This window comes from Lysobacter sp. Root983 (assembly GCF_001429345.1).
Classification (GTDB): domain Bacteria; phylum Pseudomonadota; class Gammaproteobacteria; order Xanthomonadales; family Xanthomonadaceae; genus Lysobacter.
Genome location: NZ_LMJO01000016.1, coordinates 378,391 through 390,788 on the forward strand (window position 1 = coordinate 378,391; position 12,398 = coordinate 390,788).

Sequence of the window (12,398 nt, forward strand, 5' to 3'; positions counted from 1 at the left end):
CCGGCGCCTGCGCACCCGTCGCCACACGCGCGCGAACGTCATCCGGTACGCCAAGACCGGGCTGCCCAGCCAACGCGCGCAGCGCTGCTGCGCCTTGTCGGCGCAAGCGCCGCGGCTTCGCCGGATAACGAGGCTCAGGCGCTCACAGCACCGTGCACTGCAAAGTGAAGACCACGCCGCTGGCATTCGGCAGGGTCGGCACTGCGGCGCCTCCGACGGCGAGCAGATTCGCGGGCGTGGCAGGACAGGCCGCGGCGCCGATCGGCGCGCAAGCGATCACCGTGCATCCGCTCAACTGCGCGCCCGGCGTATCGCGCACCACCGCACCGTGCGCGGCATCCGGCCCCTGATTGCGAACGGTCACGGTATAGGTGGTCGTGCTGCCGGCCGTGAGCAGGCTGGCGCCATTGGTCTTCGCGATCGAGAGGTCCGCCGATCGGCGCGTATTGGTGTAGGTGCAGACGATCGCCGTGTCGGCCGCAGCCACGGTGATGCCGTCGTTCGGATTGGCGTCCGCGCTTCCGGTGCAGGCCAGGCTGCCGTTGTAGGCGCCGGCATTGGCGCCGGCCAGGCTTTCGGCGACGACCACCGTCTCGCCGGCGAACACCGTCGTCGGTGTGGCATCGCTATCGAGCTCGCCGGCGCTGCCCGCATCCGACGCCAGGCTATCGATGCCGGCACCGGCGCGGGTCAGCGTTACGGTAGCGTCGTCGCCCACCGCCGCGCCCGACCATTGCTTGCGCAGCTGCAGCGTCGTCGTCCTGCGCGTGTTGGTGTAGGTGCAGGTGATCAGGGTATCGACCGCGAGATTGCCCGGGATCTGCACCGTATTGGCCGCCTGGCCGTTCGCCCCCGACGGCACCACGCCGTTGTCGCAGGTCAGCGAGGTGAGGTAATTGGCCAGCGCGCCGGCCGGGGTCATGGTTTCGGCCGGCAGGCTCGCGGTCTCGCCGACCAGCACCCCGACGGCCGCGCCCTGCATGGCGGCGGTGGCCGGCGAATTGAAGGCGGCGGTGTTGTTGGCCAGACCCGTGGTCGCGGCGATCGTAGCCACGTCGCCGACCGCGCTGTTCACGTCCCAGGTCTTGGCCAGTCGGAACTGCGCCCGCTTGGTGTTGGTATAGGTGCAAGTCACGGTCTCGCCGGCGGCGACATCGATGGTCGCGACGCGGGTGCCGGTGTTGCCACTGCTGTTGCCGGTGGGATCGCTGCAGACCAGGCCGGTCAGCACCCACCCGGCTACCGCGGTTTCGGTGATCGTATAGCTGCCGGCGGCCAGGCCGGTGAAGTTGCGCGTGTTCGACAGCGTGGCGTCGCCGTCGTCGTCCAGGCTGAAGGCGCTCAAACCGGTGCCGGTCGCGGTGAACGCGAAGTCCTGGGCGTCGTTGGGCACCGCGTCCTTGACGACGACGATCGTCGCCGCCGGCTGCACCACCAGGCAGACCGGATTGAAGTCCGGAAACAGCGCGCTGGTGGTGCCGGTGATGTTGATCGTGCTGTTGGTGAAGGCGGCGGGGTTGGCCGCGCAACTGGTATTGGTCTGCCCCGGCACGTTGGTGACGTTGACGCTGATCGTGCAGGAAACGCCCGCGTTCAAGGTGATGCCGCTGGCCACGATCGCGGTCGCGCCGGACGCGGCCGTCACCGTGCCGCCGCAGGTGTTGGCGATCGCCGCCGGGTTGGCCACGCGCAGGCTGCTGGGCAGGTTGTCGGTGAACCCGACCCCGGTCAGGTTCACCGAGGTCGGCGAGGTGTTGTCCAAGGTGAAGGTGTAGGTGCCGACGCCGCCATCGACGATCGCGGCCGGCGTCAGCGACTTGCGCAGCGCGGCGGTGCCGGTTTCCACCGACACGAAGTAGGAGCCGCTGACCAGCCAATCGTTGCCGAGGCTGCGCTGCCGGAAGCGCAGGGTGCGGATGGAGCCGTCGGCGGGCAGCAGGCCGCTGGCGTTGAAGATGTCGGAGTCGTAGTCCGCCGATCCCCAGGTGCCGACGGTGGTGTAGGTGGAGGGCGTGAAGCCCGTGGCCGGGTTGCGCGCGGCATAGCTGCCCGAGATCGCCGGGCCGCCGTCGGTGCTGACGTCGTTGCCCGCGGCCCAGCCGATGGTGGAGTTGAGCGCATCGCTGGTGACGTTGCGCACCGGGTCGCTCAGATCGGTGAGCGTGCCGCCGGCGATGCCGAACGACAGGAAGTCGTCGCAGTTGCCGCAGGTGAAGCCGCCCGTGGTCCCCGACGGATCGCCGTAGGTGGCGGCCACGCCGACGGTGGCGGTGACCGTGCCGCCATTGGGCAACTGCACGTTCGGCACGTCGGTATCGATCGACAAGGCGCCGGAGCCGAAGAACTGCCAGTTGTCTGCGACCGTGATCGAGCGCGGCAGCGCGTTGGCGTGGCGGTAGACCACGATCAGCGACCAGCCGCCGAGGCGGCTGCGCGCGGCGTCGCCGATGCCTGCCGCGGTGAAGCCCGGCGCCGGGTCGGCGACGAAGTAGCGCGCCAGCGGACTGCCGCCGGCATTGCTGACGTAGCCGTTGGCCGGCATCAGGCTGGTCACGTTGAACATGATCTGGCGATAGAAGCGGGTGCCGCCGCTGGCCGCTTCGGTGGTGGTGCGCGCCTGCAGGAATTGCGCCGAGGCGCTGGTCAGGGTGGTATAGCTGCCGCCGGGCACGCGGAACTTGACGCTGGTCATCGGCCCGATGCCCTGACTGGTCTGATAACCCGTCTGCACGGTCAGATAGGCGTACATGATGGTCGAGCCGGACGGCAGGATCAGATCCGCCGAGGACGAGATCGCGGTGCTCGCGTCGCCATCGACGTCGTTGACCACGATCGGATTGCCGAAGTCGGACGAGCGCAGGTAGTGCGCGTTGCCGATCATCGCGGCGCCGCCCTTCAGCACCTGCTGATAGCGCACCGTCGTTTGCGCGCCGACGTTCGATACCCAAGCCAGGCACGCCAACACCAACAGGCCGTCCAACCACCGCTGCACTCGCTCCATCAGACGCCTATCCCCTTCCTGCGCATCGGCGCGAAGCGCCAGGCAGCGCCGCAGGCCTCGATTCGATCGCCCTTCGTTTCGCACGAACCGGCTGCGGACCCTTCCGTGCGCATGCCGCCGCAGGTCCCCGACCGGATTTCCCCTTGTCCTGTGCGCGCTCGAAACCTCACCGACGGCACCCGCGGCGCGGCGTGCGCGGAGCCCATTCCCGCAGCCCGGCCCGGCGCACCTCAACAGGACGATAAATATCCTATAGGAAACTAATTGTTAGTCACAGAAAAATTACAACCCAGTCACAGAAGACCAGGGGAGCGCTTGGATGGGGGCAAGTCTTGCGCACTAACAACCCGCATGAAATGCACTAAAAACGCGCTTAATCAATCAGATGCACACGCGATTCGCCCGCAATAGATACGCAATTCATGCGCTTGTAGGGCGGATATTCGGTGGCTGGCGCGGCGCCGAGGCGGGCGCGGGATCGACCGGGATTCTTGGCTTGGTCGGACGACCTCAGGCGGGAACGGAAGGCGGGATCCACGCAGTCGCCGATCACTGCGGCTCGCTTCCGACTGCATCAGCAGCCAGGGCCAGCGCCCGCCGCTCTATTGCGTCCATAGCTTCAAGACGCCTTGATCGGTGCCGCCGCCTTGTCGTCGGCAAACCCGTCCGGGGGCGTCGCGGCCCTGTGCGGCCGCCGCGACGCCCGGCATCGGCGACGGACGCCCGTAAATGGCGTCCATCGCCGGCGATGCGGTCATGCCGCATCGATTCGGGAGCGCCGCGCGCGGCGGCGCCCCGAACCCGTCAGTCCCAGGGATTGGCGCGCTGGTCGTCGATCGCGATCCAGACGCGGGTGCCCACGGGCAGCGTGCCGTAAGCCCAGAACGACCAGCCGGTGGGATAGGCCAGACCGGGGCCGTAGCGGCCATCGTGGAACTCCGCCATCCGCCATCCGGCACCGAACGCGGATGCGCACATGGCATTGGCCGTCGCGCGGCTGCTGAGCTGGGTTCCGGAGACCGGCGGCGTCGCGGCGATTCTTCCGCGTGCCCAGCCGCTGGAGTAGCTCAGCGACAAGCCGCCCGGCATCGCGCTGCCGTCGACGGCGATGCACAGCAGCGGCAGCGTCGCCGAGGCCGGCGTGTCGCCATCGTAGGGATTGCTGTTGGGATGCACGCCGATGTGATTCAGATTGCCGCTTTGCGTACCCACGCTCCAGGTGAGACCGGCATGCGTGGCACTGCCGCCGGCCGATCCGACGAACAGCAGGCGGTTCGCCGAACCCGGCCCCGGATTGCCGACGACGCCCGGGGTCGCCGAGTTCTGCAGCGCGTTGCGGACCTCGGCCGGACTGGCCCAAGGGTGATCGTGCAGATAGAGCGCGGCCGCGCCGGCGACCATGGGGGCGGAGTAGGACGTGCCGCTGCCGTATCGGTAGCCGTTGTCGCTGCCCAGATCGGCCAGCAGCAGGCTTACGCCCGGAGCGAACATATCCACTTTGCCGTAGTTGCCGAAGCTCGCGCGCATATCGCTGTAATCGGTGGAGCTGACCGAAATCGCTTCGGGCGCACGCGCGGGCGTGGAGCGGTTGGCGTTCTTGTTTTCGTTGCCGGCCGACACCACCACGGTCACGCCCGCCTGCACGGCGCGTCGCACCGCGCGGTCCTGCGGCGTCCGCCAGTTGAACCAGCGCCGCCAGAAACCGGGCGACGAGCCGTAACTGACATTGGCCACCGCCGGCTTGACATGATGCCGCGCGACCCAGTCCAGGCCGGCGACGATGGTCGAGGTGGTGAGCGACGTCAGCGGGTTGTAAGCGGTGCCGCCGCAGCCGGCGATGCGTATCGAGATCAGATTGGCGCCCGGCGCCACGCCCACGGTGCTGCCGCCGGCGGCGCTGGCGACCGAGGTACCGTGGCCGTTGCAATCGTCGCGCGAACCCAGGAAGCGGATGAAGTCGGCCTGCTGGCTGGCGCGTCCGCCGAACTGCTCGTGCGAGCGACGGAAGCCGGTGTCGAGCACGTAGATGTTCACCCCCGAGCCGTCGTTACCGGGCAGGTAGCTGTTGTTGTAAGGGCGGTAACGCTGGTCGATGCGATCGCGATGCCAATACTCGGCCGGCTCGCCGTAGGTGTCCTGTTCGACCGACTCCACGCGGCTATCGGCGCTCATCGCCAGGGCCTGGGACTGACTGCCGGTGAACGAGAACCCCTGTACCGACGGGAACACGTTGATGACCGTGCCGCCGTAGCTGCTGAGCAGCGCCTGCGAGAGCGGCTCGACATCGGCCTCGGGCGTCTCCTCGCTGAACATCACCACGTACTGGTCCGGCACCGGCGCCTCGGACGGCATGAACTTGGGCACCTGCACGGCCGGGATCTCGCCGGCCGAGTTCCACGGGTTGGCCGGCTGATCGTCGATCGCGGTCCAAAAGCGCGCGCCGGCGGGCAAATTGCCGTCGGCCCAATAGGTCCAACCGCCGCGGTACTCGAAGTAAGGGCCATAGCGGCCGTCGTGGAATTCGGCCATCCGCCAACCGGGATCGAAGGTATCGGCGCAGATTTCGTCGCCGCGCTCTCGCGATATCAGCGCCACGCCGTGGATGGACGGCGTCAGACGCACCTCGCCTTGCAACCAACCTTCGGAAAAGCTGTATGCGTTGCCGGGCGGGGGATCGTCAGGGGGCAGCGGAAGTTCGTAGATGGGCGTGCCGGGCGCACCGGGGTCGCCCGGCTCGCTCACCATCTGCGCTTGCCGGTAGTCGTAGGCCGTTGCGTTGAACGAGCCGCGACCATCGATGTAGGCGCACAGTATCGGCAACTCGGTATCGATCTGAGTGTCGCCCGCGTACGCGTTCGACAAGGCGTCCGCGCCCACGCGCACCTGGCCACCGTTCTGCGCGAGCACCGTCCAGGTCATCGCCTTCCTGAAAGTCTCTTGCGCACTGGCCGTGCCCGCCGCCGCCAGCGCGACGAGTAAAACGCTAGCTCGCCATCCCAAGCCGAGGCGCTTCCTGCACCGGCGGGCGATGGATGGATGGATGGAATTCGGATTCATGCTGTGTCCTCCCTGGACAGCGCGGCGCGGCGCGAGATGCGTATCGGTCGTGCGCACGACAGGCACCTTGCCCAGCGTCCCTGCAGGCGCAGTCCGCATCGGACCCGATGCGGACCTAAGGATGGTGCGCCGATGCAGACGTGGATTCAGGCCGCCGCCGGCCACGGCGTAGCGTCGAGTGCGACGGCCATCTCAGATCCGATCAGGGGCCCCGCCTGAATCGCAGCGCCCGGCCTCGAGCGTCTTATGACGGTTTCGCATGAAACCTAAAAAACGGTTGACAAGGTGCGAATCGGCATGCTTTTCTCGTCCTCATGACGCAGCGCAACAACCACTCGCAGACGACGTCGCTCAAGGCCGCCACGGCCTCGAACGACGCCGCGCGCGTTTCGCTGCGTCTCGCACCCGCGATCGCCACGATTATTCTCGTCCTCGTACTTATTACCTCGCTTACCAGCGCGGGAGTCGGGTTCGTGTAGCAAAACCACACAACCCAAGGTCGAAAGAACCTGAACCCCGCGCCCAAAAGGCGCGGGGTTTTTCGTTTCTGAGGCCTCGGGTTCCTTGTCGACTACGACTGCAGGAACGTTTTTCCGTGAGAAGCAACGCCATCAAGCAAGGCCCGGCCCGAGCCCCCGCACGCGCGATGCTGCGCGCGACCGGTCTCGACGACGCGGCCATCGCCAGACCGCTGGTCGCCGTGGTCCACACCTGGTCCGACGTTTCGCCTTGCAACATCACCCTGCGCGATCTGGCCCAGCACGTGCGCCGCGGCGTGGTCGACAACGGCGGCACGCCGATCGAGTTCAACACCATCGCCGTCACCGACGGCATCGCCATGGGCACCGACGGCATGCGCGCCTCGCTGGCCTCGCGCGAAACCATCGCCGACTCGATCGAACTGGCGGTGTCCGGGCATTGCCTGGACGCGATGGTGCTGCTGGTGGGCTGCGACAAGACCATCCCGGCCGCGGCGATGGCGGCGGCGCGCCTGGATATCCCGACCGTGATCCTCTATGGCGGCACCATCATGCCGGGCCACTGCCCGTCCAAGCAGGGCGAGGCCGACGACAAGCCGCTGACCGTGCAGGACGTGTTCGAAGCCGTCGGCGCGCATTCGGCCGGCCGCATCGACGACGCCGAGCTGCACCGCATCGAGTCGCACGCCTGCCCCGGCGCCGGCGCCTGCGGCGGCCAGTTCACCGCCAACACCATGGCGATGGTGCTGACCTTCCTGGGCCTGTCGCCGCTGGGCTTGAACGACATTCCGGCGATCCATGCCGACAAGGCCGAGGCCGCGCGCAACTGCGGCGAGCTGGTCATGCAGCAACTGCGTAAAGGCGGACCGAGACCGCGCGCGCTCCTCTCTCCCTCCGCGCTGCGCAATGCCGCGCGCGCGGTCTCGGCCACCGCCGGCTCCACCAATGCCGCGCTGCACCTGCTGGCGATCGCGCACGAAGCCGGTGTGCCCTTCGACCTGGAGGAATTCGAAGCCGCCGCGCATACGCCGGTGATCGCCGACCTGAAACCGGGCGGTCGCTACACCGCCGCGGAGATGTACGAATTCGGCGGAGCGGCACTGGTGGCGCGCGAACTCAAAGCGGCCGGCTTGATCGAGGATATTCCGACGGTCACCGGCCGTTCCTTTTTCCAGGAGCTGGCCGACGCCTGCATGGCCGACCAGCAGGACGTGGTGCGCCCGGTGTCCGACCCGATCAAGCCGCGCGGCGGCTACTCGGTGCTGTACGGCGATCTCGCGCCGGAGGGCTGCATCCTCAAGCTGGCCGGTCACGGCCGCGAGCATTTCGAAGGCCCGGCGCGGGTGTTCGACTCGGAAGAGGATGCGTTCGCTGCCGTGCAGTCGCGTCGCATCCAGGCCGGCGACGTGGTGGTGATCCGCTTCGAAGGCCCGGCCGGCGGCCCCGGCATGCGCGAAATGCTGGCGGTGACCGCGGCCCTGGTCGGACAGGGCCTGAGCAACGACGTCGCCCTGATCACCGACGGCCGCTTCAGCGGCGCCACCCACGGCTTCATGGTCGGACACATCTCGCCGGAAGCCGCGCACGGCGGCCCGATCGCGCGTCTGCGCGAAGGCGACCGCGTGAGCATCGACGTGCGCACGCGCCGCTTGAACGTCGCCGCCGATCTGACCGCACGCGAGCCCTCGCGCATCGCCCCGCGCGTGACCACCGGCGTGCTCGCCAAGTACGCGCTGCTGGTCGGCTCGGCCTCGCAAGGCGCGGTCACCGCGCCCGGTCCGCTGCAGTCGCCGCCGAGCAAACGCATCGACGCCGCCCTCATCGAACACCCCAACACCGAACTCGCTTGAACCGCTCGCTCCCCACTCCCCTCCGCTCACTCCTCGCTCAGAGATCACAGACATGACCGCTACGACCTTCCGTCCCAAGATCGCCATCGTCGGCTACGGCAGCCAGGGCCGCGCCCACGCGCTCAACCTGCGCGACTCCGGCTTCGACGTCACCGTCGGTCTGCGCCCGGGCGGCCCGACCGAGCTCAAGGCCAAGGCCGACGGCTTCACCGTCAAGTCGCCCGCCGAGGCGGTGGCCGGCGCCGAGCTGGTCGCCGTGCTCACGCCGGACATGGTCCAGGCCCAGCTCTATCGTGAGGTGATCGAGCCCAACATCGCCCAGGGCGCCTGCCTGCTGTTCGCGCACGGTTTCAATGTCCACTACGCCCAGATCGCGCCGCGCGCGGACCTCGACGTCGTACTCGTGGCGCCCAAGGGCCCGGGCGCGCTGGTGCGGCGCGAATACGAAATCGGCCGCGGCGTGCCCAGCGTCTACGCCGTGCATCAGGACACCAGCGGCCGCGCCGAGGAGTTCGCGCTGACCTACTGCGCCGGCATCGGCGGCGCGCGCCAGAACGCGATCAAGACCACGTTCAAGGAAGAGACCGAGACCGATCTGTTTGGCGAGCAGGCCGTGCTCTGCGGCGGCGCGACCAAGCTGGTCCAGGCCGGCTGGGAAACCCTGGTCGAAGCCGGCTACCAGCCGGAAGTCGCCTACTACGAATGCCTGCACGAGCTGAAGCTGATCGTCGATCTGTTCTACGAAGGCGGCGTGACCCGCATGCACGAGTTCATCAGCGAAACCGCGCAGTACGGTGCGCTCACCCGCGGGCCCTACGTGGTCGACGAGGACACCCGAGCGCAGATGCGCCGCGTGCTCAAGGAAATCCAGGACGGCACCTTCGCCCGCCAATGGATCGCCGAGTACGCCTCCGGCAACGCCAACTACAAGGCGCTCAAGCAGGCCGATCTGGATCACCCGATCGAAGCGGTCGGCAAGAAGCTGCGCGCCAACATGAAGTGGCTGGACACCGCGCCGAAAGCGCAGCCGGCCGCTCCCGCCCCCGCCGCCACGCGCGGCGAACGACAGGAAGAGGCTGCGTGATGAACGGTGCCCGCTGGCTGGCGCAAGCGCTGGCCGCAGAAGGCGTGGACACGCTGTTCGGTTATCCGGGCGGCACCATCATGCCTTTCTACGACGCCCTGCACGGGTCGGACCTCAAGCATGTGCTGGTCCGCCACGAGCAAGGCGCCGCTTTCGCTGCCAACGGCTATGCCCGTGCCAGCGGGCGAGTCGGCGTATGCGTGGCGACCTCCGGTCCTGGCGCGTCCAACCTGGTCACCGGCATCGCCGACGCAATGCTGGACTCGGTGCCGATGGTCGCGATCACCGGCCAGGTCGCGACGTCGCTGATGGGCACCGACGCATTTCAGGAACTGGACGTGTTCGGCATGACCCTGCCCATCGTCAAGCACAGCTTCCTGGTGCGCAGCGTCGACGATCTGCCGCGCATGGTAGGCGAAGCCTTCCGCCTGGCGCGCTCCGGGCGACCGGGCCCGGTGCTGATCGACCTGCCCAAGGACGTGCAGAACGCCGACGCCGCGCATCTGTCCGCGCACGTGCCGCTGCCCACCGATGCGCTGCCGAGCGCACCGGACGCGGCCTATCACGAGGCCGCGGCGCTGATCGCGCATGCGCGCAAGCCGCTGGTCTACGGCGGCGGCGGCATCGCCCTGGGCGACGCGGTGCGCGCATTCCGCGACTTCGTCGAAGGCAGCCAGATCCCGGCCGTGCTGACGCTGAAGGGACTGGGCGCGCTGCCGGCCGAGCACCTGTTGAACCTGGGCATGCTGGGCATGCACGGCAACCGCGCCGCCAATCTGTCGGTGCAGGAATGCGATCTGCTGATCGTGGTCGGCGCGCGCTTCGACGATCGCGCCACCGGCAAACTGGCCGAGTTCGCGCCGAACGCGCGTGTGGTCCATCTGGACCTGGACCCGGCCGAGATCGGCAAGCTGCGCCACGCCGATGCCGCGGTCAACGGCGATCTGCGCCGTTCGCTGGAAGCGCTGACGCCGGCCTGCACCGCCCAGACCCAGGGCCGCAACGGCGGCGCACGGCGCGCCTGGCGCGACACCTGCCTGCAACGCAAGCGCGATTGCGCCCCGCGCTACGACGCGCCCGGCGAGACCGTGTACGCACCGGCGCTGCTGCGGCGCCTGTCCGACCTGGCCCCCGACGCGGTGGTGACCTGCGACGTCGGCCAGCACCAGATGTGGGTGGCCCAGCACTGGCGCTTCGACGATCCGCGCAAGCACCTGACCAGCGGCGCGCTGGGCGCGATGGGCTTCGGCCTGCCGGCCGCGATCGGCGCGCAGATGCAGGATCCGTCGGCGCGCGTGATCTGCGTGAGCGGCGACGGCTCGTTCCTGATGAACGTGCAGGAGCTGGCCACCGTCGCACGCTATCGCCTGCCGGTGAAGATCGTGCTGCTCGACAACCAGGCCCTGGGCATGGTGCGGCAATGGCAGGAGCTGTTCTTCGAACGCCGCTATTCCGAGATCGACCTGTCCGACAACCCGGACTTCTGCGCGATCGCCGCGGCCTTCGGCGTGGCGGCGTTCCATGTCGAACGCGCCGATGCGGTCGAGGACGCGCTGGCCGCGATGCTGGCCTGCGAGGGCCCGGCGCTGCTGCATGTGGCGATCGATCAGGAAGCCAACGTCTGGCCGCTGGTGCCGCCCAACCGCAGCAATGCCGAAATGCTGGACCCCGAGGCCGACGCGATCGCGGCGGCCGCCTCTCCCACCCCCGCCACCGACAAGGAGGATGCCCATGCGATACCAGCTTGAACTGACCCTGCGCCAGGCCGAGGGCGCGCTGGCTCGCGTATTGGGCGCCGCCGAACGGCGCGGTTTCCGTCCCCTGTCGGTGGACGGCGAAGCGCAACCCGACGGCGATCGCTGGCACCTGCGCATGACGGTGGAAGGCGAACGCGCCGACACCGCCCTGCAGAGCCAACTCGCCAAGCTCTACGACTGTCTTGCCGTCGAGGTGTCTCCATGTACTTGAGTGCGAATCCCTCGCAGAACCCCGCACATCCATGTGCGGACTCTCCAATGCTCTCCACCGCTCCGGCGAGCATCTCGCTGCGCCTGGACACGCAAACGCCGCTGATCTGGTTCGACGGCGAATTCGTCGCCGCCGATGCCCCGGAAGCGCCGCTGACCACGCACGCCATGCATTACGGCACCGCGGTGTTCGAAGGCATCCGCAGCTACGCCACCGCCGACGGCGGCGCGGCGGTGTTCCGCCTGCCCGAGCATATGCAGCGCATGCGCAAGGGCGCCGAGCTGTTCGGCATCGATTTCGACGTCGAACGCGCCAGCGCCGCGACCGTGCAGACCCTGCGCGCGAACGGCCATCGCGACGCCTACATCCGCCCGCTGACCTGGATGGGCACCGGCACCATCGGTCTGGACGTGGACCCGCTGAGCCAGCATCTGATGATCGCGACCATGGCCAAGGTGGTGCACCTGGGCGGCGCGCGCACGCGCCTGACGGTCTCGCCCTGGAAGCGCAACCCGGCCACTGCGCTGCCGGCGCTGAAGCTCAGCGGCGCCTACGTCAATTCGATCCTGGCCAAGCGCGAAGCCAAGCAACGCGGCTTCGACGAAGCGCTGTTCACCGACGACAAGGGCTATGTGGTCGAGTGCACCGGCGCCAACGTGTTCATGGTCAAGAACGGCGCGATCACCTCGGTCGAGCACCGCGACGCGCTGCCGGGCATCACCCGCGACACCATGATCGCGCTGTCCGGCGCGCAATCGCGCGAAGTCACCTTGCACGAACTGCTGGACGCCGACGAGGTGTTCGTCTGCGGCACCGCCGCCGAGGCCACCCCGATCGCGGTGCTGGACCGTCGCGAGTTCGGCGACAACCCGGTCACCCGCGAGCTGTCGGCGCAGTACGCGCGCGTGGTGCGCGGCGAAGACCCGCGCTACCGCGCGTGGCTGACGCCGGTCTGAGCG

The 12,398-nt window shown here is 68.6% G+C and carries 8 protein-coding genes; 6 read left to right on the forward strand and 2 right to left on the reverse strand.

Annotation, left to right across the window (positions count from 1 at the left end):
- Positions 1 to 142: 142 nt before the first annotated feature.
- The gene (locus ASE43_RS13855) at positions 143 to 3,001 is read right to left on the reverse strand and encodes a DUF11 domain-containing protein (RefSeq protein WP_057160890.1); all 2,859 of its coding nucleotides are present in this window, start codon (positions 2,999 to 3,001) and stop codon (positions 143 to 145) included.
- Positions 3,002 to 3,805: 804 nt separating this feature from the next.
- Entirely contained in the window at positions 3,806 to 5,920 is a 2,115-nt protein-coding gene (locus ASE43_RS13860; RefSeq protein ID WP_056180197.1) for a S8 family peptidase, read from the reverse strand.
- Positions 5,921 to 6,372: 452 nt separating this feature from the next.
- Between ASE43_RS13860 and ASE43_RS21885 the strand changes: the two genes are divergently transcribed.
- The 6 genes from ASE43_RS21885 (at position 6,373) to ASE43_RS13885 (ending at position 12,395) form a co-directional block, all read left to right on the forward strand.
- Positions 6,373 to 6,537, forward strand: coding sequence for a hypothetical protein (locus tag ASE43_RS21885; protein ID WP_157499933.1), 165 nt, complete (start codon positions 6,373 to 6,375; stop codon positions 6,535 to 6,537).
- Between the two features lie 116 nt (positions 6,538 to 6,653).
- A complete protein-coding gene (locus tag ASE43_RS13865; protein ID WP_057160891.1) occupies positions 6,654 to 8,387 on the forward strand; it encodes a dihydroxy-acid dehydratase in 1,734 nt (577 codons plus the stop codon).
- Positions 8,388 to 8,439: 52 nt separating this feature from the next.
- Entirely contained in the window at positions 8,440 to 9,471 is a 1,032-nt protein-coding gene (gene ilvC, locus ASE43_RS13870; RefSeq protein ID WP_057160892.1) for a ketol-acid reductoisomerase, read from the forward strand.
- Positions 9,471 to 11,219: an acetolactate synthase 2 catalytic subunit gene (ilvG, locus tag ASE43_RS13875; protein ID WP_057160893.1), complete on the forward strand. Its 1,749-nt coding sequence runs from the start codon at positions 9,471 to 9,473 to the stop codon at positions 11,217 to 11,219. Before ilvC ends, ilvG begins: the two co-directional genes overlap by 1 nt.
- On the forward strand, positions 11,203 to 11,439 hold the full coding sequence (locus ASE43_RS13880) for an ACT domain-containing protein (RefSeq protein WP_056180214.1): 237 nt from the start codon (positions 11,203 to 11,205) through the stop codon (positions 11,437 to 11,439). The genes ilvG and ASE43_RS13880 overlap by 17 nt, the downstream gene beginning before the upstream one ends.
- Positions 11,440 to 11,486: 47 nt before the next feature.
- A complete protein-coding gene (locus ASE43_RS13885) occupies positions 11,487 to 12,395 on the forward strand; it encodes an aminotransferase class IV (RefSeq protein WP_057160894.1) in 909 nt (302 codons plus the stop codon).
- The last annotated feature ends 3 nt before the right edge of the window (positions 12,396 to 12,398 follow it).

Excerpts from the sequence above, each read along its gene's own strand:
- ASE43_RS13855 (WP_057160890.1), bottom strand. The coding sequence starts at position 3,001 with ATGGAGCGAGTGCAGCGGTGGTTGGACGGCCTGTTGGTGTTGGCGTGC.
- ASE43_RS13860 (WP_056180197.1), bottom strand. The coding sequence starts at position 5,920 with ATGACCTGGACGGTGCTCGCGCAGAACGGTGGCCAGGTGCGCGTGGGC.
- ASE43_RS21885 (WP_157499933.1), top strand. The coding sequence starts at position 6,373 with ATGACGCAGCGCAACAACCACTCGCAGACGACGTCGCTCAAGGCCGCC.
- ilvC (WP_057160892.1), top strand. The coding sequence starts at position 8,440 with ATGACCGCTACGACCTTCCGTCCCAAGATCGCCATCGTCGGCTACGGC.
- ilvG (WP_057160893.1), top strand. The coding sequence starts at position 9,471 with ATGAACGGTGCCCGCTGGCTGGCGCAAGCGCTGGCCGCAGAAGGCGTG.
- ASE43_RS13880 (WP_056180214.1), top strand. The coding sequence starts at position 11,203 with ATGCGATACCAGCTTGAACTGACCCTGCGCCAGGCCGAGGGCGCGCTG.
- ASE43_RS13885 (WP_057160894.1), top strand. The coding sequence starts at position 11,487 with ATGCTCTCCACCGCTCCGGCGAGCATCTCGCTGCGCCTGGACACGCAA.